Origin of the sequence: Flavobacterium soyae (assembly GCF_021245985.1) — a bacterium.
Taxonomy (GTDB): Bacteria; Bacteroidota; Bacteroidia; order Flavobacteriales; family Flavobacteriaceae; genus Flavobacterium; species Flavobacterium soyae.
The window spans coordinates 80,057-101,496 of the sequence record NZ_JAJQXA010000013.1; the positions used below are offsets into that span (position 1 = coordinate 80,057).

The window sequence follows — 21,440 nt, forward strand, 5'->3', positions numbered from 1 at the left end:
CACGAATTTTGAATTATATTTGACAAATCAAATTTTGAATTGCTTTGATTTGAAGCAGAGCCCCAAAATTAAAGAATTTTTATCAAAACAGCCGACCTTTGTCTGTTCAAATTAAATTAAAACAAAATCTATAATAATACCAGATTATCAAAAGAGTTAAGAAAATAGTATCCAGAACCCTGATTGGCTTAATTTTACTTTTGCTGGTACTTGCTATCACTCTTTCTCTGCCTGTCGTGCAGACAAAAATTGCAAAATATCTTACCGAAACTTTAAATACTGATTTTAAAACCAACATTAGTGTTGATAAAGTTGCTATTAATATTTTTGGCGGCGTAAAGCTTAAAAAAGCCCTGGTTTTAGATCATCACAAAAAAACGATGATTTACTCTGATATTATTACGACTGATATTTTAAGCATAAAAAGACTTATTGACGGCGATTTACTTTTTGGAGACCTTCGTTTAACAGGTATGATTTTTAATCTAAAAACCTATAAAAACGAAGACGAAAACAATATTAATAAGTTTATTAAATTGTTTGAAACCAAAGAAGAAAAGAAAAAGACTACCAAACATTTTCTTTTTACTGCCAAAAATGCCTATATCACAAATGGAAATTTTTCGGTTGTGGATGAAAATAAAAGAAACCCGGAATTTTTAGATTTTAAGAAACTGAACGCTTATATCAGCGATTTTAAATTGTATGGGCCTGATGTAAATACTACAATTCACAGGTTTTCATTTTTAGATCACCGTGGTTTGTATGTTACTAATTTTGCTGGGAAATTCAGCTATACTAAAAAGCAGATTAAAGTCGAAAATTTAGCAATTAAAACCAAAAGATCGTGGATTTACGGAAAAGCGATTTTGAATTATAAAATCAAAGATTTTCTTGATTTTACTGATAAAGTGCAGTTTAATGTTGCATTAGATTCTTCTTCGATTGCTTCAAACGATATTCGTTATTTTTATGACGGCTTAGGAAAAAACCAGCATTTTAAAGTTAGGACCAAAATAAAAGGAACTTTAAACAACCTGAATCTAAACCGTCTTAGACTTACCGATGCAAACGGTTCGAAAATTTTTGGAACAATCAATTTTAGAAACCTTTTGGGATCAAAAGAACAAAAGTTTTTTATGGACGGAAAGTTCGATAAATTGATTTCAAGTTATGATAATCTTGTCGTTTTACTGCCGGGTGTTTTGGGTAAAAAACTTCCGAAAGAATTGAAAAGAATTGGGAAATTTAATATTGTGGGGAGAGCTAAAGTCTCGACAACAGCTTTGGAAACCGATTTTAAAATGGCAACTGATTTAGGAAACGGTAAAGTCGATCTTCATATGAATAATATGGATTTCATTGACAAGGCTTCTTATTCCGGAAATATCGTTCTGGATAATTTTAATATTGGAGCCTTACTAAACCGAAAAGATATTGGTAAAACAACTTTAAATGTTGATGTTGACGGTGTTGGTTTTTCCGAAAAATATTTGAACACTATTATAAAAGGAGATATTGCCAAGTTAGATTACAATAAATATACCTATAGTAATATTGTTGTAAATGGTAATTTCAAGCTTCCTTATTATAAAGGGCAGATCTCTGTAAATGACCCAAATTTGAGCATGATATTTGACGGTTTGGTTGATTTAAGCAAAAGAGAAAGCCGTTATGATTTTCATATCAATGTCGAAAACTCTGATTTGAGAAAACTGAAATTCATAAGCGATTCTATTTCGCATTTTAAAGGTGATGCCGTTGTTCAGCTGACAGGAAATTCGATCGAAAACCTTCAGGGTGATATTTTAATTAAAGATGCAGAATATCAAAATCCAAAATCAACTTATGTTTTTGATGAAGTAAAAGTTAGTTCAAATTTTGATGCTGACAGACTTCGTACCATAACTGTTAATTCATCAGATATTGTTGAAGGAAAAATTGTGGGGAAATTTCAGTTTGCGCAATTGGATAAATTGGTCATGAATTCTGTTGGAAGTCTCTATACCAATTATAAGCCTTTTAAAGTTAAAAAAGGACAGTTCCTGCGTTTTAATTTTCATGTATATAATAAGGTAGTCGAAATGCTGTATCCTGAAATGAAAATCGATTCGAGTACAGTAGTTCGCGGAAAAATAGATTCGGACTTGCAGGAATTTAAATTCGGATTCAGGTCAAAACAAATCAGCGCGGCCAAAAATACTTTTGATAACATCAGAATCAGCATTGACAATAAAAATCCGCTTTATAATGCTTTTATTGAGTTAGACAGTATAAAAACGCCGTATTATAAAATACGGGATTTTAATTTAATCAATGTAACATCAAAAGATACTTTGTTTGTACGTTCTGAGTTTAAAGGCGGTGACCAAGGACAGGATTATTTCAATCTCGATTTGTTTCATACTATTGATAAAAACAAAAATAATATAGTTGGGATCAAGAAATCTGAAATGAAGTTTAAAGACTATTTATGGTATTTAAACGAAGATGCGAAGAAAGATAATCAGATTGTTTTTGATCAGTATTTTAAAAACTTCACAATAAATAATATTGTATTGTCGCACGAAAATCAGAAAATTGATTTAAACGGTGTCATCAAAGGAAAAGACTATAAAGATGTCGTCCTCAATTTTGAAGATGTAGATATCAATAAGATAACACCTTTTAATTCGAAATTTGTTTTCAACGGAAACTTAAACGGAAACATAAATTATAAGCAGAATAAAGATGTTTTTCAGCCCACGGCAAGTATTGTAGTAGATCATCTTAATTTAAATAAAGTTGATTTAGGAACTTTAAATTTTGATATTTCGGGAGATCAGAGTTTTAAAAAGTTTACCATAAACTCTTCGATTGTAAATGGCTTTGCAGAGTCGTTTAAGGCAGACGGTACTTTTACTGTCGAAAATAAAGAGACATTCCTGGATTTAAACTTAAAGCTAGAAGGATTTAATCTGGCAACTTTAGGAACTGTCGGCGGTGATGTTTTGTCAAATGTAAGGGGGTCTATTTCTGGAAATGCAGCAGTTGTAGGGAATTTGAAGAAACCGGAAATCAACGGACGTTTATATGCTGAAAAAGCCGGAATGACAATTCCGTACCTCAATACAGATTATGTGTTAAGCGACAGAACGGTTATTGACTTAACCGATGAAAAATTCCTGTTTAGAAATAATCAGTTAACCGATACAAAATTTGGAACAAAAGGATTGTTGAACGGAACTATTGAACATCATAATTTTGGAGACTGGAAATTAGATTTAACCATAACTTCAAAACGATTATTGGCACTTGATACTAAAGACAGCGAAGATGCTGCCTATTTTGGAACGGCATTTATAAACGGAACGGCAAGCATAAAAGGTCCAACAGAAAGTTTATTTATTAAGGTTGATGCAAAATCTGAAAAGGGAACCGAAGTTAAAATTCCTATCAGCAACGTACAAAATTCAAGTGAAAGTAACTGGATTCATTTTGTGACGCCAAAAGAGAAATATAATTTATCTAAAGGGATTGTAGAAAAAACAAGAAATTATAACGGACTTGAATTAGAGTTTGATTTTGATATTACGCCAGATGCCGAGGTTGAAGTAATTCTGGATCGAAATTCCGGTCACGGTATGAAAGGAAAAGGATACGGATCGTTGTTGTTTAAAATCAATACGCTGGGTAAATTTAATATGTGGGGAGATTTCCAGGCATACGAAGGAACGTATAATTTTAAATATGGAGGTTTAATCGATAAAAAGTTTGCAGTTAAAAAAGGAGGTTCGATTATTTGGGAAGGAAACCCAATGAAAGCACAGCTGAATTTAGAGGCAGTTTACAAAACTTCAGCAAATCCTGCGGTATTATTAGACAATTCATCTTTCAATAAAAAAGTTCCAGTAGAAGTAGTAATTGGATTAAGAGGAGATTTAACAAGCCCGGACCCTAATTTTGATATTCAGTTTCCATCGGTAAGTAATGTTTTAAAATCTGAGATACAATATAAGTTAGACGATAAAGATGTTCGCCAGACACAAGCCTTGTATTTATTATCGACCGGTTCATTTATGAGTCAGGACGGATTTAATCAAAGCGATTTATCAGGAACATTTGCAGAAACGGCCGCAAGTTTATTGGGAGGGATTATAAAATCTGATAATGACCTTATTAATATAGATTTGAATTTTATATCGGCAGACAGAAGAATAGGGCAGGAAGCCGACGGGCAGTTTGTAGCCAATATTTCATCACAGATTAATGAACGAATTTCTATTAATGGTAAAGTAGGTGTTCCTGTTGGAGGGGTAAATGAATCTGCTATTGTTGGAGATATTGAAATTTTATACAGGGTAAATGAAGACGGATCTATGAACCTTCGTTTATTTAATAAAGAAAATGATATTAATTATATAGGACAAGGAATTGGTTATACGCAGGGAGTTGGTATTTCTTATGAAGTCGATTTTGATACTTTCAGCGAGCTGGTCAATAAACTATTTAAAAGCCATAAACTCGAAAGAGCTATAAAAAGCTCAGATGATTTTCAGGATTCTAATTTAAATCCAGATTTTATTAACTTCAATAACAATAAAAAAGAAGCTGAAAAAAATAAAAAGAAAGCTGAAAAAGAAAAAGAAGAGGAGAATAAGCCAAAGCCTCAAAGTAATAATGAAGGTTTAATTCCTGACAACGATTTCTAACACATTGTTAAAAAAGAATATAAAAAAACCATTCGCAGCAACGAATGGTTTTTTTATGCCTAACTTTAAGGCCTTTGTTATTTTTTGCTAAAGTATTGTTCTTAATATTTTTATAACACTTCATTCAGGTATTGTTATTTTTAAAGAATTAATTAAAAAATGGGGTATTTATTATTTTAAATGAAATTTTTGGTATCAAAAAACTTATTAACGAAAACGTTTGAATTTAACATATTTTACTAATTTATTATAAACATAACCTGAAAAGTGCTGAATGTTTGCTAAATTTACAACTTTAATACTTAAATAATGTCAAAAACAATAAAAAAAGTAGGTGTTCTTACCTCAGGAGGAGACTCACCAGGAATGAATGCCGCAATACGATCAGTTGTTCGAACATGTGCTTATCATAATATAGAATGCATAGGAATTTATAGAGGGTATCAAGGAATGATAGAAGGCGATTTTAAAGAAATGGGCCCTCGAAGCGTTAACAATATTGTAAATAAAGGAGGAACGATCTTAAAATCGGCTCGTTCTGTTGATTTTAGAACACCAGAAGGTAGAAAAAAAGCCCACGAAAACCTTTTAAAAGCCGGAATTGATGCTTTGGTAGTTATTGGCGGCGACGGAAGTTTTACCGGAGGATTGATTTTTAACTCAGAATATAATTTCCCTGTTATGGGAATTCCAGGTACAATTGATAATGATATTTATGGTACAAGTTTCACATTAGGTTATGACACTGCTTTAAATACTGTTGTTGACTGTATTGATAAAATTAGAGATACTGCAAGTTCACATAACCGTTTATTCTTTGTAGAGGTTATGGGTAGAGATGCAGGTCACATTGCACTTAACGCCGGAATTGGTGCAGGTGCAGAAGAAATTCTTATTCCTGAAGAAGATTTAGGTCTTGACAGACTGCTGGACTCTCTTCAGAAAAGTAAAGCTTCAGGAAAATCATCAAGTATAGTTGTTATCGCCGAAGGAGATAAAATTGGTAAAAACGTATTCGAATTAAAAGATTACGTTGAAGCTAATTTACCTGAATACGATGTAAGAGTATCTGTTTTAGGACACATGCAGCGTGGTGGTTCACCATCTTGTTTTGATCGTGTTTTAGCAAGTCGTCTTGGTGTAAAAGCAGTAGAATCTTTGATTGAAGGAAAATCTAACTATATGGTTGGACTTAAGGAAGATAAAGTTATTTTAACTCCGCTTGAGCAGGCAATTAAAGGTAAATCTGAAATTGATAGAGAATTATTGAGAGTGTCAGACATCATGTCGACATAATTATATAAGATAAAAGTTTAAAAGAGAAGAAGTTTATTGTGAGGAAATTAGACTTTGAATTAGTATAATAAAAACAAAAGCAAAAATTTAGTAAAATGTCAAAAGTAAAATTAGGAATAAACGGATTTGGACGTATTGGAAGAATCGTTTTTAGAGAGTCTTTCAATAGAGATAATGTAGAAGTTGTAGCAATCAACGATTTATTAGACGTAGATCACTTAGCTTACTTATTAAAATATGATTCAGTTCACGGTCGTTTCAACGGAACTGTAGAAGTAAAAGAAGGAAAACTTTATGTAAACGGAAGAAATATCCGTATCACTGCAGAAAGAAACCCTGCTGACTTAAAATGGAATGAAGTTGATGTTGATGTAGTAGCAGAATGTACTGGTATCTTCACAACTATCGAAACTGCAAGCGAGCACTTAAAAGGAGGAGCTAAAAAAGTTATTATTTCTGCTCCATCTGCAGATGCTCCAATGTTTGTAATGGGAGTTAACCACGAAACTGCAAAAGCTTCTGATTTAGTAGTTTCTAACGCTTCTTGTACTACAAACTGTTTAGCTCCATTAGCTAAAGTTATCCACGATAATTTTGAAATCGTTGAAGGTTTAATGACAACTGTTCACGCAACTACTTCAACTCAAATGACTGCTGACGGACCTTCTAGAAAAGACTGGAGAGGTGGACGTGCAGCTGCAATTAACATCATTCCTTCTTCAACAGGTGCTGCAAAAGCAGTTGGAAAAGTTATCCCTTCTTTGAATGGAAAATTAACTGGAATGTCTTTCCGTGTTCCTACTGCTGACGTTTCTGTAGTAGATTTAACTGTAAAAGTTGCTAAAGAAACTACTTACGAAGAAATTCTGGCGGTATTGAAAAAAGCTTCAGAAAACGAATTAAAAGGTATCTTAGGATATACTGAAGATGCTGTTGTTTCTCAGGACTTTATTTCTGATAAAAGAACTTCAATCGTTGATGCTACCGCAGGAATTGGTTTAAATTCAACTTTCTTCAAATTAGTATCTTGGTATGATAACGAGTATGGATACTCAAGCAAATTGATCGATTTATCTGTGCATATTGCAGGTTTAAAATAATATTCTATATTTTTACAAAATCCCGTTATCACCAAGTAACGGGATTTTCTTATTTTGTTACGTCTTTAATTAATGTGAAAAATACACTTATTGAGGAAAAACTAATCCAAAAAACAAAAAAAATGAAATTAATAGTTGATAGTGGATCTACTAAAGCCGATTGGATTGCAATTGATGATAATGGAAAAGTATTATTCACCACACAAACATTAGGATTAAATCCTGAAATTCTTGACGGACCGGAAATTATCGCAAGATTAAATGATCGTTTTGATATTTTACAAAATAAAAAAAATGCAACACATTTGTTCTTTTACGGGGCAGGTTGTGGAACAGACAGAATGAAAAAGGCTTTAAAGCAAATCTTTCAGGAGTATTTTACTAACGCTATTGTTGATGTTCAGGAAGATACTTATGCAGCTGTTTATGCTACAACTCCAAAAGGAGAAGAAGCAATCGTATCTATCTTAGGAACTGGCTCAAACTGCAGTTATTTTGATGGAAAAGTATTGCACCAAAAAGTTCAGTCATTAGGATATATCGTAATGGATGACTGCAGCGGAAACGTTTTTGGAAAAGAATTAATCAGAAAATACTATTTTAATAAAATGCCAAAGGAATTAGCGGTAGAGCTTGAAAAAGAATACGACGTTGACCCTGACTTTATTAAAAACAAATTATATAAAGAACCAAACCCAAATGCTTATTTAGCAACTTTTGCTAAGTTTTTAATTAAACATAAAGACACAGAATTCTGCAGAAAAATTATTTTCAAAGGAATGAAATCTTTCGTTAAAAACTATATCAAACAGTTTGATAACTGTAAAGAAGTTCCCGTGCATTTTGTTGGTTCTATAGCATTTTATCTTAAAGATGAATTACAGGAAACTTTTGATAAATACGAGCTTAAATTAGGAAATGTGTTAAGAAGACCAATCGATGGTTTAATTGCTTACCATGTCGCTAATCAATAATTAAATTTATGGAAATAGCTATAATAGCACACGATGGAAAGAAGGCAGATATGGTCCAGTTTTTAAATAAAAACAAAACACTTCTTCTTCAGGAAAATATTAAACTTATCGCAACAGGAACTACCGGAAGTAAAGCTGTAAATGCTGGTTTTAAAGTACGAAGAATGCTTTCCGGGCCTATGGGGGGTGATGCACAAATTGCTGCAAGGGTAGCCGAAGGGAAAACTCAAATGGTTTTCTTTTTTAAAGATCCGCTGGCGAGCCATGCCCATGAAGTCGATATTAATATGTTAATTCGTGTTTGTGATGTACATAATGTGCCTTTAGCAACAAATGAAGCTTCTGCACAATTATTGTTAAATGCAGTTGCATTGCAATTATAGAAAATCCTTTTTTTAATATAATGTATAAGACCGCTGCGTAATGTGCTGCGGTTTTTTTATTTTTTATATAGTGTATTTAAATTTAAAGCAAGAAAGTTGGTCTTTTTTGAATTTTTGTTTCTAAGTAGTTGGTTTACATTGTTTTAATGTGAGAATAATCTTTTTTTATGTAAATTTGGTAATAATTTTATTATAAATTCATGAAAAAAATCATTGAAATCGCGATTATTGCTCATGATAATAAAAAAGCCGATATGGTTCAGTTTTTAATTAAAAACCAAATCATTTTGCAGAGCGAGAGAGTAAAACTTGTTGCGACAGGGCCATTGGGAAGAAATGCAGAAAATTCAGGCTTAAAAGTGACTAAGTTACTGCCTTGTTCTATGGGTGGCGATGCCCAAATAGCTGCCAGAGTAGCGGAGAGTAAAATTAAGATGGTGCTCTTTTTTAAAGATCCCCTAGTAAATCACGCACATGAAGTTGATATCAATATGCTTGTTCGAATTTGTGATGTACATAATGTGCCGCTGGGTACAAATGAAGCAACGGCACAATTGTTATTAGATGCTATTGCACAGCAATTATAGAAATCTCAACATTTACATTTTTTGGCAGACATGCCACCTGAACTGTTTCACGAGCCGGAGCGGTTTTTTCGTTAAAATAAGAACCATAAATAGTGTTAATAGCACCAAAATTGTTCATATCCATGATGAAGATTGTAGCTTTCACAACATTTTCAAAAGTCATATCAGCAGCTTCTAAAATAGCAGCAATATTCTCCATTACCTGAGTAGTTTCATTACTGATAGTATCAGTTACAAGTTCTCCAGAAGCCGGATTTATAGCAATCTGGCCAGAAGCATAAAGTGTATTTCCAGATAGCACTGCCTGGTTATATGGGCCAATAGGAGCCGGAGCCTTTTCTGTAAAGATTATTTTTTTCATAATAAATTATTTTAAGTCGACGAATTATCGATTTGAAGTACTGCGTTTGTTCCATTTAATGTCACTCAGCATACCAGATTTAATTCCAATGAAGAAATTCCAGTTAGCATTTGCTCCCATCGGATTCCAGTTAAAAGCCATTCTCCAGCTTAACAAATCTCGCTCAAAACGGAATTGAGTAAAAGTAACCCCTTTTTGAACAAAATCAAAACCGGTAGAAACCCCGCCTTTCCATTTAGGAGTAATATCCATATTGGCAGAAATCATAATTGAGTTACCTGTAATTTTGCTTTCGCGATTTGTATTTGAATAAGTAAGCGAATACGCCATTGTCATATCCCAGGGAATTTTTGAACTAAAAAACTCGCTTACAGCATCTTCATCGCGTTCCGGTTCATTGGCAAACTGGCTGTTTCGGCTGTCGTTCAAGTCCGTGTTTGTTCCAAATAAATCGTCATTACGACCGCCATTCCGCTGGCTTTGTGTGTTTTTTTCTTTTCCGGTTCCCTTATTCGAGAAAGAATAGTTCATGGTAAGGTTTGCACTTGTCATCCTAAACAAACTTCCGCCATTATCAATATTATACTTGTTTATAACATTTCCTGCATTGTCTATAGCATAAGGATTTAAAACTGCCCCAAAATTGACATTCATTTTATTGTCAAAAAATTGTGTTCCCCCGCTTACTACAATTGGCTGCCAGGCTAAAGTTTTTTTTCCGTCTGCACTAAAATTATAACTTGTATTGAAGTTTAAATTGTTTAGCAGCATTATTTTCTTAGGTTCTGTCTTGGTGCTGTCCTTGTCCCTTACTTTGGCTTCAAAAGTGTTACTTAATGAAAACCCTACAATGTTTGAATTACTTTGACCGGGCGCGCCATAAATGCCATTTGCAAATCGCGAGTATTCATCGGTCGAAATTTTACCAGATGCATCAACCGTATAATGCTCATAATATTGGTCAAAACTTGGCGTATAAGAATACGTAAGGCTCGGTCTCATAACATGGCGGATAGACTGTATTCTTTTATCTTCTCCAAAATTAAATGTACCGTAAATAGTAGTTCCTAAATTAGTACTTAAATTATAAGTTCTGTAAGAGTCAAAACCATTTACAGTTTTATCTGCAACTTGTCCTTTGCTTTCGTCAAAACCTTTCTCAATAGTTTTTGTTACCCAGGTTTCCTGATAGTTTGTTGATGCCCCGGCACTAAAATATTTAAATATTTTGAAGTTCGTACTTATAGGAATAGAGTGCTGCATACCAATTTGTGCGTCTCTAAACATTTGAGGCTTAAAAAATAAGGAATCGTAGGTAACGAAATTATTTTTACCTGTTACATTGTATTGTAAGTTAATGTTTTTAATAAAACCTTTTTTAACCCCGTCTTTTCCAACAAATGGATAAATACGATCAATACTTCCCTGAAGGTTAGGAAGTGTCATAAGGATTTGCTCTGTCTGCGTATTTTGCTGATGCGTTGCAGACAGCGAAATACGAGAACCGGGAATGGTATTAAAAGTTTTGTTGTATGAAATCGAAGAACTTAATGTATTATTTAAATTAGACCCAACGTTTGCCTGATTAATAGATTGTTTAAAGTACTTACTGCTCCCCATGTTTACAGATGCACTAAAACTCGAATTAGGATTAGATTTTGAGTCTTTAGAGTGAGACCACTGAATGTTGTAAATATTTTGTTTTGAATAATCAGGATAACCTCTTTCGCTGCTAATTAAATTCTCAAATCGAATATTAACATTTCCTCTATATTTATATCGGGTCGCATAAGCAGATTCAAAACGCATGGCGTAACTGCCATTAGTATAATAATCTCCTAAAACAGTTAAGTCATAATTGTCGCTTAAAGCAAAATAATACCCCCCATTTTGTAAAGAGAAACCTCTCGTATTCGAATCGTTATAACTTGGAATAATAATACCTGAAACGCTTTTTTCCTGACTTAACGGAAAATAACCATAAGGTAATGCCAAAGGAGTAGGCACATCGGCAATAACCATTTGAGTTAAGCCGGTAACAATTTTTTTTCCGGGAACAAATTTTATTTTGCTGGTTCTAAAATAGTATTCTGGATTGTCTATATCCTGAGCCGTTGTTATACGCGCCTCTTTTAAGTAATAAACAGAGTCATTTTCTTTTTTGGTAACTGCAGCTTTAATATTTAATTCGCCTTGTTTTGTTCTTGAATTATAAATTAATGCTTTTTTTGTTTTAAAGTTAAAGCGGATAGAATCAGGCTGAACTTCACTCGAACCTTGTTTAAAATTTGGGAACTGAACTAAGACTCCGGCAGAATCTTTAATCCTTCCGGCGTATACTTCATCTTTTTCATAATTCAGAACAATTATACCAGATTTTAGTTCAACATCTTTATAGTATAATTCAGCTTCGTTGTATAAAGTAATCAGTTTTTTCTTTTGGTCGATTTTTGCGTAATCTTTTGCTTTATACCTAACTTTTCCGTCTAAAAAAGTCTTGGCAGGCCTGACAGTATCAAGTTTTATAGTGTCATTAGGAATAATTTGAGGCTTATCTGTTTGTTTTGCAGCTTGTAAAGGCTTTTTATTAGATTTTATCTCTTGCGAATATAAATTACCACATCCTATCGTTAGGAAAAATGATATTAAAACGATATTAAATAAGTTTGTCTGCAAAGGTTTAAATACTATTTTTGTAAAATTATGGCTTGTTTTTTGACATGTCAAACTTACATATAATTTTTTGGCAAAAATAATCAATTGTAAAAATTATAACAGCTGCGTTTTATTAAAATTAACTTTTAGATTTATGAATAGATTAAACAAAATTAAGGTAATCTTTACTTTTTTTCTAACAATAGCGTCATTCTGCGCATACAGTCAAGCAAATGTTTTTAAAGTAACACTTGATGCTGGTCATGGAGATCACGACTTTGGTGCAGTTTACAGCGGCCGGATTGAAAAAAATATTGCCTTAGCTATTGTTTTAAAAGTGGGGAAGATTTTAGAACTTAATCCTAATGTAAATGTAATTTATACTCGTAAAACAGACGTTTTTATTGATTTGGTTGAAAGAGCTAATATTGCAAACAGAGCAAATTCAAACATATTCGTTTCTATACACTGTAACGCCAATAAAAATACAGCTGCAGACGGTACAGAAACCTATGTAATGGGTTTAAGTAAAGTTGCATCAAATCTTGAAGCTGCAAAAAAAGAGAACTCGGTAATTACTTTAGAGAAAGACTATAAACGTAAATATGAAGGTTTCGATCCAAATTCACCAGAATCTATGATTGGGATGACCTTAATGCAGGAAGAATACCTTGATAATAGTATTTCGCTGGCAAGTAAAATTGAAGATAATTTTGAAAGACTTGGAAAAAAAATCAGACAAGGCGGTGTAAAACAAGCGCCATTTATGGTACTTCATAAAGCTTATATGCCAAGAGTATTAGTCGAAACCGGATTTGTTTCTAACCCGGCAGAAGGAAATATTTTAAATTCTGAAGAAGGTCAGGATGATATCGCAAAAGCAATTGCAGAAGCTATTTTGAGCTACAAAAGAGAATACTTTGGTTCAGGAACTCCGGAAGCAATAGAAGCTAAACCTGTAAAAGATACTTCGACCCCAAAGAAAACTAAAGTTGTAGAAACACCCGCAGCCCCAAAAGGAACATTCTTTAAGGTACAGCTTATTGCAAGTATCAAAAAAACACCATTAGAACCTAAAAACTTTAAAGGACTAAAAAATGTAACTATGATCTACGAAAACAATATTTATAAATATTTCTATCAGGAAACAGCCGATTATGAAGCTGCCAAAAAATATCTGGAAGAAGCTAAAAATAAAGGATATGGCGCTGCATATTTGATTGCAACTAAAGACGGAGAAAAAATCAGTATTCAGGATGCTGTTAAATAATCGTCACAAGTTCGAATATTTATACTAATTTTGTAACAAAACACTTAGAATTTTGAAACTAACAAGAGAAATTAAAACGGCTGTATTAGTCATAGCGTCTATTTTATTATTTATTTGGGGCTACAGTTTTTTAAAAGGAAAAGACCTTTTTACTAATTATAAAACATTATATGCTGAATATGATAATGTTGAAGAACTGGCACAATCAGCACCGGTTACCATAAACGGACTTGTAGTTGGTAAGGTAAATAAAATTACAATCAATGAAACAACAGGAAAATTATTAGTTGAACTTCAATTAAAAACAGATTTTCCTATTTCTAAAACAAGTAAAGCATCTTTATATTCTGCCAGTTTAATAGGAGGAAAGCAAATTGCCATCATTCCAAATTTAGCAGATAAAGAACCTGCAGAAGACGGGCAGACCCTTCCGTCTGAAGTTAAACTGGGATTAACAGAATCTTTAGGAGGCAAAATCGAACCAATTACTATAAAATTGGATAAAATGCTCTTAAATATTGATAATCTGGTTACCGGATTAAACAATGTTTTAGATAAAAAAACACAAGAAGATTTAAAGAAAACTTTAGCAGAACTGAGCCAGACAATGGAGCAGTTTCATAGAGCTTCAGGAAGTATCAATACTATTTTAGATACTAACAAAGGCCAGATAAACGGAGTTGTGACAAACTTTAATAAAATGTCAAGCAACTTTAATAAAATATCTGATTCTTTAAATAAAGCCGATCTTGGAAAAACAGTTCGTAATCTAAACCAGACATTAGCAAAAGTCGATGGTATTATGGCTAATTTAAATTCCGGAAAAGGATCAGCAGGTAAACTATTAAACGACGACGCACTTTATAACAACCTTGAAAAAACTTCAAAAGAACTTGAATTGTTATTACAAGATGTTCGTCTGTATCCAACGCGTTATGTAAATGTTTCTCTTTTTGGAAAAAAGAACAAACCTTATGTAGCACCTGCGGGAGAAACAAATTCAACTGATAAAAAATAATTGTAATGAGTTATTTAGATAATATTTTATTCGCCATACTTCTCGTCGTAGGTTTTGGTTTTTTTACAGCGAGCGTAAAAAAAATCATCCGCAACATTAATTTAGGAGTAGACGTAGATAGAAAAGATAATCCTAAAGCTCGTTGGAAAAACATGGCTTTGATTGCTCTTGGACAGTCAAAAATGGTGAGACGCCCTGTTGCCGGAATACTTCATATTTTTGTATATGTTGGTTTTATTATAATCAACATCGAATTACTCGAAATCATTATTGATGGGTTAGCAGGAACGCATAGAATTTTTGCACCTTATCTGGGTGTAGTTTATGATGTTTTAATTGCTTCATTCGAGATATTGGCAATACTTGTAATTTTTGCGGTTACAGTTTTCTGGCTTAGAAGAAATTTTATCAGATTGAAACGTTTTATACATTCTGATTTAAAAGGATTTCCTAAAAGCGATGCAAACTACATTTTGTATTTCGAGACCGTTTTAATGATCTTGTTTTTACTAATGAATGCTTCTGACTTGCATTTGCAAAATGTTCCGGGAGCAGTTTTTCATAAAGCAGGGGCTTTTCCGGTAAGTCAGTTTATTGCTCCAATTTTTAATGGTCTTTCAAACGAATTGGTAGTACTGTTGTTTGAAATATTTTGGTGGCTGCATATCGCTGGTATTTTGGTTTTTATGAACTATTTATACTTCTCAAAACATTTACATATACTATTAGCGTTCCCAAATACGTATTTTGCCAATTTAAAACCAGAAGGTCAGTTTGATAATTTAGAATCAGTAACAAAAGAAGTGAAGCTGATGATGGACCCAAATGCAGATCCTTTTGCTGCTGCTCCGGCTGATGAAAATGCAGTTCTGTCTAAATTTGGAGCAAGCGATGTTCAGGATTTAAACTGGGTACAGCTTTTAAACGCTTATACTTGTACAGAATGCGGCCGTTGTACGTCTTCATGTCCGGCAAACCAAACGGGTAAAAAATTGTCTCCGCGTAAAATTATGATGGACACAAGAGATCGTTTAACCGAAGTTGGAAAAAATATAGATGCCAATAAAGGTGTTTTTGTTCCGGATAATAAAACATTATTAAATGATTACATTACGCCAGAAGAATTATGGGCTTGTACGTCTTGTAATGCTTGTGTGGAAGAATGTCCTGTAAATATTAGTCCGTTGTCTATTATTATGGATATGCGTCGTTATTTAGTAATGGAACAGAGTGCTGCACCAATGTCACTGAATGCAATGATGACCAATATTGAAAATAATGGTGCGCCATGGCAGTACAGCCAGCAGGACCGATTGAATTGGAAAAACGAAAATTAAAAATATAGTTTAATCGGTTAATCGTCAATTCGTTTAATCGTTCTTAGGATACGATCAACTTGCCGATTAAACAATTAAACAAATCAACGATTAAACAAAAAGAGATGTCAGAAAGTTTAGTAGTGCCAACAATGGCAGAAATGCTAGCCCAGGGAACACAGCCAGAAGTTTTATTTTGGGTAGGTTGCGCAGGGAGTTTTGATGATAGAGCAAAAAAAATCACAAAGGCTTTTGTACGCATTTTAAATCGTACAAATGTTTCTTTTGCAGTATTAGGTACAGAAGAGAGTTGTACTGGTGATCCTGCAAAAAGAGCCGGAAATGAATTTTTGTTTCAAATGCAGGCCATGATGAATATCGAGGTTTTAAATGCTTATGAAGCAAAAAAAATCGTTACAGCTTGTCCGCATTGTTTTAATACCTTAAAAAATGAATATCCTGAATTAGGAGGAAACTATGAAGTCATTCATCATACAGAATTCCTGAAATCATTAATTGATGACGGAAGACTTACGGTTGAAGGCGGGCAGTTTAAAGGAAAGAAAATTACTTTCCATGATCCTTGTTATTTAGGAAGAGCCAATAAAGTATACGAAGCACCAAGAGATTTAATCCAAAAGTTAGACGTTGAATTAGTCGAAATGAAACGTTCTAAAGCAAATGGATTATGCTGTGGAGCAGGCGGCGCGCAGATGTTTAAAGATGCTGAACCAGGAAACAAAGAAGTAAACGTTCTGCGTACAGAAGATGCTTTAGAAGTTCAGCCGGATATTATCGCTGCCGGATGTCCTTTCTGCAACACGATGTTAACCGATGGAATTAAACATGCTCATAAAGAGGGTGAGGTAAAAGTAATGGACGTTGCCGAGTTAATTGCGAATGCGCAAGATCTTTAGTTTTTAAGGTTCAAAGAGGCAAAGGCGCAAAGGGACAAAGTTTTTCAACGTGAAACTTTAAACCTGAAACTTAAAAAAAATCTAAAATAAACAATCAACAATCTAAAATTAAAAAATGTATATACCTTTTGAAAATTTACCTGGTGAATCTAGAGTTTGGATTTACCAATCGAACAGAAAATTTTCTGAGGAAGAGTTTTCTGAAATCGAAACAGATTTAAAAGCTTTTGTAGAAGAATGGGCTGCACATGGAACAAGTCTTGAAGCTTCATTTTTGCTTAAATACAATCGCTTTATAATATTAGCCGTAAATCAGGATGTTCAGGCTGCTACAGGCTGTTCTATTGATAGTTCGGTAGAATTTATTCAAGGTTTGGAGAAAAAGTACAATGTCGATTTATTAGACAAAATGAATGTTACTTTTAAACTTGGAGAACATATTGCACACAAACCATTAATTGATTTCAAGAAAATGGTAAAAGATAAATCAGTTTCTGAGAATACAATTGTTTTCAATAATCTGGTAAACAATATCGAAGAATTCAATGAATCCTGGGAAGTCCCTGCTGCCGACAGCTGGCACAGCAGATTTTTCTAAGAGAAATTTATAATATATTTGAAAGGCATGAAATTTTAGATTTTATGCCTTTTTTGGTTTTAATTGTTTTTGATTGTTTCAGGTTTCAGGTTTTCGTCGAAGTCTGTCAATTCCGAGGAACGAGGAATCGTACTAGAGAATCGACAAAGATTGGTGATTTTGATTGCGAAGATGGATTAAAATCCATCCCTACAATATAATTTGTTCCTACGGAATGCTACATATAAAATTCCGAAAGAATGATTTATTTTGCAGTAACGGATTTTAATCCGTTGAAGGCAGAGTAACCCTAATATTGTCATTCCGAGGAACGAGGAATCGCACTAGAGAATCGACAAAGATTGACGACTTGCTTTGCGGAATTACTTGTGTGATTCCTCGTTCCTTGGAATTGACAAACTTTGTGGTTTATAAACTTTGACAAAGTTGGTTAAGTAAGTTCTTATAAAAAACAAAACCGTCTAATCTAGCCCTGATGGAAGTGGTATCCTTTTATGGCGGGGTTCGCCATAAAAGATATAGCGGACAGCGGGACTACTGGTCTTTTTGGAGATATTGTGCTGCTTCTAAAAATATTTATCAACCAGATTTAATCTAATTTTGTCGAAAATCTAACAATTTAAAAGCCTAATTAAACGTGATTTTTGAGTACTTTCGTAGAATTAAATTTAATACATGAAAATAGCAATAGTTTGTTATCCAACATTTGGCGGTAGTGGTGTAGTTGCTACAGAACTAGGTCTCGAATTAGCCAGACGCGGACACGAAATACATTTTATAACTTACAGTCAGCCAGTAAGATTAGCACTTTTAAATTCTAATGTTCATTATCACGAAGTAAACGTTCCTGAATATCCTTTATTCCATTATCAGCCGTATGAGTTGGCTTTGTCAAGCAAATTGGTTGATATGGTGAAATTATATAAAATAGAAGTACTGCATGTGCATTACGCTATTCCACACGCTTATGCGGGTTATATGGCGAAACAAATGCTGAAGAATGAAGGAATTAATCTTCCGATGATTACAACACTTCACGGAACTGATATAACGCTTGTTGGAAACCATCCGTTTTATAAACCTGCGGTAACTTTTAGTATCAATAAATCAGATTATGTGACTTCGGTTTCACAGAGTTTGAAAGATGATACGCTGAAATTGTTCAAAATCAAGAATAAAATTAAGGTAATCCCGAATTTTATTGAATTGGATAAAGTTAGAAAAGATCCGACCGAACCTTGCCACCGATATGTTATGGCAAAGGAAAATGAGCGGATCGTAACGCATATTAGTAACTTTAGAAAGGTAAAACGTATTCCGGATATTATCAAGATTTTCTATAATATCCAGAAAGTAATGCCGGCTAAATTAATGATGGTGGGCGATGGTCCTGAAAAAGAAAGAGCAGAGGTTTTATGTATGGAACTGGGAATTTACGACAAAGTAATTTTCTTTGGTAACAGTAATGAAATCGATAAGATTTTATGCATGACCGATTTGTTTTTACTTCCGTCAGAAACAGAAAGTTTTGGTTTGGCAGCCTTAGAAGCAATGGCTTGCGGAGTTCCTGTAATTTCAAGTAACTCGGGAGGTTTGCCGGAAGTTAATTTTGATGGCGTTTCAGGATATTTAAGCGATGTTGGAAATGTTGATGAAATGGCGGCAAATGCAATCAAAATTTTAAAAGATGATGAAACTTTGAATAAGTTTAAAATGAATGCATTAGAAGTGGCTAAGAATTTTGATATTAAAAACATTCTGCCTAAATATGAAGCTTTGTATCAAAGAGCAATTGACGATTATAAAGAATAGAAACATTAATTTTAAAAATTTGAACGTAATGAAAAAAGTAATTTCAGTTTTAGTAATTTTTGTTTTGATTTCCTGCGGAGCTAAGAAGACGACAAGTTCAACGGCTTTATATGAAGTTTTAACTGAACAGTCTGACGGCGGAGGAAATATTAAATTTTTCGAAATTTTGACAGAACCTAACGAGATCAAAATGCTTGAAAATGATCCGCTTTTGGCTGCTAAAATGAAGCAGACTGATATTGCCAATTCGAATTATGTTATCCTTAATATGGGTGAAAAAAGCACAGGAGGATATTCTATAGGGATTGAAAAAGTTGAAGAAACCGATAAGAACATTATCATTACGGTAAAAGAAAAAAGCCCTGCTCCAGATGCAATGGTAACACAGGTTATTACTTATCCTTATACGGTTGTAAAAATACATTCTAAAAAGGAGATTATTATTAAATAAATAGTTATTAGTTAGAGGCCAAATGTCAGGCTGAGCGAAGTCGAAGCTCTTTTTTGCTTTGTAAACCTTCGACTTCGCTCAGGGTGATTGTTTAATTATTTAGTAGAAATAAAAAAAAGGTAGATGTGAAATGTCAGGCTGAGTGTAGTCGAAGCCCTTTTTCACCTTGTAAGTTCTTCTCCCGAAGCCTTGGGATCGCTCAGGGTGACAATTGTAATAGTTAAATAATAAGAGTTAATTGTGAAATGTCAGGCTGAGCGAAGTCGAAGCCCTTTTTTGCCTTAAAGCCCTTCGACTACGCTCAGGGTGACAGTTGCTTAACTAAAACATAAAAAAAACCTGCCGTATTAAAACGACAGGTTACTTTTTACAATTTTTTTTATTTTTAATTAGAATCTGAATTTAACGCCTAGACCAACGTCAAATCCAAAATTGTCATCGTCATAGTATCCAGAACCAATTTCAGGTCTTGCATCTAATGATAATGTGATAGGTACTTCTTTAAATCTATATTCGATACCAATATCTCCGGCTGCAAAAACATAAGTCCCGCTGTCGTTATATCTAAAGTTATTGTTGTAATAATCGTGATCCCAGGCAGCAAGTCCTCCACCGACACCGGCATACCAGTTAAATCCTCCATCGATGTTCCAAACCCATTGGTAAAGAGCAACTCCTTTAATAGCGTCTACATCACTGCTGTTTCTCCAGCCTAAATCAAATTCAAGTCTGTTTTTTTGATTTAATCCTAATTGGTACGATACTTCACCTCCAAATCCGTTATTGTCTCCTAAACGCAATCCTAAAGCGTGTTTTGAAATTTCTTGTGATTGAGCCGTAAATGCTAATCCCAGGAGCATAATGGCAGATAATATAATCTTTTTCATAAAAATGGTTAATTAATTTTTTTTCAAATGTATAATCGTTCTCTATCTAAGAACGTATAACATTTTTAGAAATTGTTATATAATTCACATTTCTTATATGCAAATTATACAAACAAAAAATAGTCAGCCTTTGCAATTGCCTGTAAATACTAATGTAATTTACTTTTTAAGAATAATGTTAGACAGCATTTGAGAGGTTAAAATATCTTCCATTTCGAAAAGATTTTCTTCTTCTGTAAAGTTTGTATGAGTGTATGAGTATAGTTTCCAACGTTTTTTATGATACTCAAGAGCGGTGAGATTTTCGACCCAGTCGCCAGAATTTAAGTATAAAGTAGAACCGTGTTTATTTTCTTTAGTAAGGATTTTTGGTTCATGAATATGGCCGCAGATAACATAATCGTAGTTTTTTTCTATAGCCAGATCAGTTGCTGTAGTTTCAAAATCCGAAATAAATTTTACAGCCTTTTTTACGCTCGCTTTTATTTTTTTAGAAAAAGAGTAAGGTTCACGGCCTAATTTTGCCAGACACCAGTTAGCAAAACGATTCATTAAAATTAAATAATCATAACCTAATCCGCCCAGTTTTGCAATCCATTTAGAATGCTGCACAGATGCATCAAAAACGTCTCCATGAAAAATCCAGGCTTTTTTGTCGTCTAATTCCAAAACTAATTTATCGACCAAAGAAAAATTTCCCATATTCATGTCGCTGAATTTTCGAAGAATCTCGTCATGATTTCCGGTAATGTAATATACTTTTGTGCCTTTTGAAGCCATCCCGATAATGCGTTGGATCACTCTTAAATGCGCTTTAGGAAAATAAGATTTTCTAAACTGCCAGGCATCGATTATGTCGCCATTTAAAACTAAAGTTTTAGGTTTAATGGTTGATAGATAGTTGTTTAGTTCTTTAGCGTGACTTCCGTAAGTTCCCAAATGAACATCAGAAATAATGACCAGTTCGACATTTCGTTTTTTCAATTTTTCTCAATTTGAAGTTCCACAAATAAAAGAAAATCCCACAGAATTTATTTTATCAAAAGGTTACTAATTCGAAGGCTATTTTAATAAATTGTGATTTTTAAAGTGTTTAATCTTTAATTAATATTACCAATTTTTAA

Annotated in this window: 17 protein-coding genes; 13 read left to right on the top strand and 4 right to left on the bottom strand. The window is 33.4% G+C overall.

All coding sequences use genetic code 11. The features are described 5' to 3' along the window. The first annotated feature begins 200 nt into the window (after positions 1-200). From LUU93_RS16480 to LUU93_RS16505, 6 genes are all read left to right on the top strand, one after another. A complete protein-coding gene (locus LUU93_RS16480; RefSeq protein ID WP_232682271.1) occupies positions 201-4,691 on the top strand; it encodes a translocation/assembly module TamB domain-containing protein in 4,491 nt (1,496 codons plus the stop codon). Positions 4,692-5,000: 309 nt separating this feature from the next. Beyond that, a complete protein-coding gene (pfkA, locus tag LUU93_RS16485) occupies positions 5,001-5,987 on the top strand; it encodes a 6-phosphofructokinase (protein WP_053470187.1) in 987 nt (328 codons plus the stop codon). 95 nt (positions 5,988-6,082) lie between these two features. Further along, positions 6,083-7,087 (top strand): type I glyceraldehyde-3-phosphate dehydrogenase, encoded by a 1,005-nt coding sequence (gene gap, locus LUU93_RS16490; protein WP_073416488.1) that lies wholly within the window; start codon positions 6,083-6,085, stop codon positions 7,085-7,087. Between the two features lie 122 nt (positions 7,088-7,209). After that, positions 7,210-8,061, top strand: a complete 852-nt coding sequence (locus LUU93_RS16495) for an N-acetylglucosamine kinase (protein WP_232682272.1) — start codon at positions 7,210-7,212, stop codon at positions 8,059-8,061. An 8-nt stretch (positions 8,062-8,069) separates the two neighbouring features. Next, entirely contained in the window at positions 8,070-8,444 is a 375-nt protein-coding gene (locus LUU93_RS16500) for a methylglyoxal synthase (RefSeq protein ID WP_232682273.1), read from the top strand. A 212-nt stretch (positions 8,445-8,656) separates the two neighbouring features. Further along, entirely contained in the window at positions 8,657-9,031 is a 375-nt protein-coding gene (locus tag LUU93_RS16505; RefSeq protein WP_232682315.1) for a methylglyoxal synthase, read from the top strand. Here the strand turns inward: LUU93_RS16505 and LUU93_RS16510 are convergent. Both LUU93_RS16510 and LUU93_RS16515 read right to left on the bottom strand, forming a co-directional pair. After that, positions 9,012-9,392 (bottom strand): Rid family detoxifying hydrolase, encoded by a 381-nt coding sequence (locus LUU93_RS16510; protein WP_232682274.1) that lies wholly within the window; start codon positions 9,390-9,392, stop codon positions 9,012-9,014. The genes LUU93_RS16505 and LUU93_RS16510 overlap by 20 nt on opposite strands. A gap of 24 nt (positions 9,393-9,416) precedes the next feature. Further along, positions 9,417-12,119 (bottom strand): putative LPS assembly protein LptD, encoded by a 2,703-nt coding sequence (locus tag LUU93_RS16515; RefSeq protein ID WP_438821639.1) that lies wholly within the window; start codon positions 12,117-12,119, stop codon positions 9,417-9,419. An 82-nt stretch (positions 12,120-12,201) separates the two neighbouring features. On the opposite strand from LUU93_RS16515, the gene LUU93_RS16520 reads away from it, so the two are divergent. The 7 genes from LUU93_RS16520 to LUU93_RS16550 all read left to right on the top strand — a co-directional run bounded on the left by LUU93_RS16520 (position 12,202) and on the right by LUU93_RS16550 (position 19,429). Then, positions 12,202-13,317, top strand: coding sequence for an N-acetylmuramoyl-L-alanine amidase family protein (locus LUU93_RS16520; protein ID WP_232682276.1), 1,116 nt, complete (start codon positions 12,202-12,204; stop codon positions 13,315-13,317). A 52-nt stretch (positions 13,318-13,369) separates the two neighbouring features. Beyond that, positions 13,370-14,335, top strand: a complete 966-nt coding sequence (locus LUU93_RS16525; protein ID WP_232682277.1) for an MlaD family protein — start codon at positions 13,370-13,372, stop codon at positions 14,333-14,335. A 5-nt stretch (positions 14,336-14,340) separates the two neighbouring features. Next, positions 14,341-15,672: a 4Fe-4S dicluster domain-containing protein gene (locus LUU93_RS16530; RefSeq protein WP_232682278.1), complete on the top strand. Its 1,332-nt coding sequence runs from the start codon at positions 14,341-14,343 to the stop codon at positions 15,670-15,672. Positions 15,673-15,776: 104 nt separating this feature from the next. Beyond that, on the top strand, positions 15,777-16,568 hold the full coding sequence (locus LUU93_RS16535; protein WP_053470181.1) for a (Fe-S)-binding protein: 792 nt from the start codon (positions 15,777-15,779) through the stop codon (positions 16,566-16,568). A gap of 115 nt (positions 16,569-16,683) precedes the next feature. Further along, a complete protein-coding gene (locus LUU93_RS16540) occupies positions 16,684-17,166 on the top strand; it encodes a hypothetical protein (RefSeq protein ID WP_031455874.1) in 483 nt (160 codons plus the stop codon). A gap of 675 nt (positions 17,167-17,841) precedes the next feature. Then, positions 17,842-18,978, top strand: a complete 1,137-nt coding sequence (bshA, locus tag LUU93_RS16545; protein WP_232682279.1) for an N-acetyl-alpha-D-glucosaminyl L-malate synthase BshA — start codon at positions 17,842-17,844, stop codon at positions 18,976-18,978. Between the two features lie 28 nt (positions 18,979-19,006). After that, positions 19,007-19,429, top strand: coding sequence for a protease complex subunit PrcB family protein (locus tag LUU93_RS16550; RefSeq protein ID WP_232682280.1), 423 nt, complete (start codon positions 19,007-19,009; stop codon positions 19,427-19,429). A gap of 389 nt (positions 19,430-19,818) precedes the next feature. Here LUU93_RS16550 and LUU93_RS16555 read toward each other — a convergent pair whose 3' ends face one another. Both LUU93_RS16555 and LUU93_RS16560 read right to left on the bottom strand, forming a co-directional pair. Then, on the bottom strand, positions 19,819-20,316 hold the full coding sequence (locus LUU93_RS16555; protein ID WP_232682281.1) for a hypothetical protein: 498 nt from the start codon (positions 20,314-20,316) through the stop codon (positions 19,819-19,821). Positions 20,317-20,475: 159 nt separating this feature from the next. Further along, positions 20,476-21,300, bottom strand: coding sequence for a UDP-2,3-diacylglucosamine diphosphatase (locus LUU93_RS16560; protein WP_232682282.1), 825 nt, complete (start codon positions 21,298-21,300; stop codon positions 20,476-20,478). Positions 21,301-21,440 lie beyond the last annotated feature (140 nt).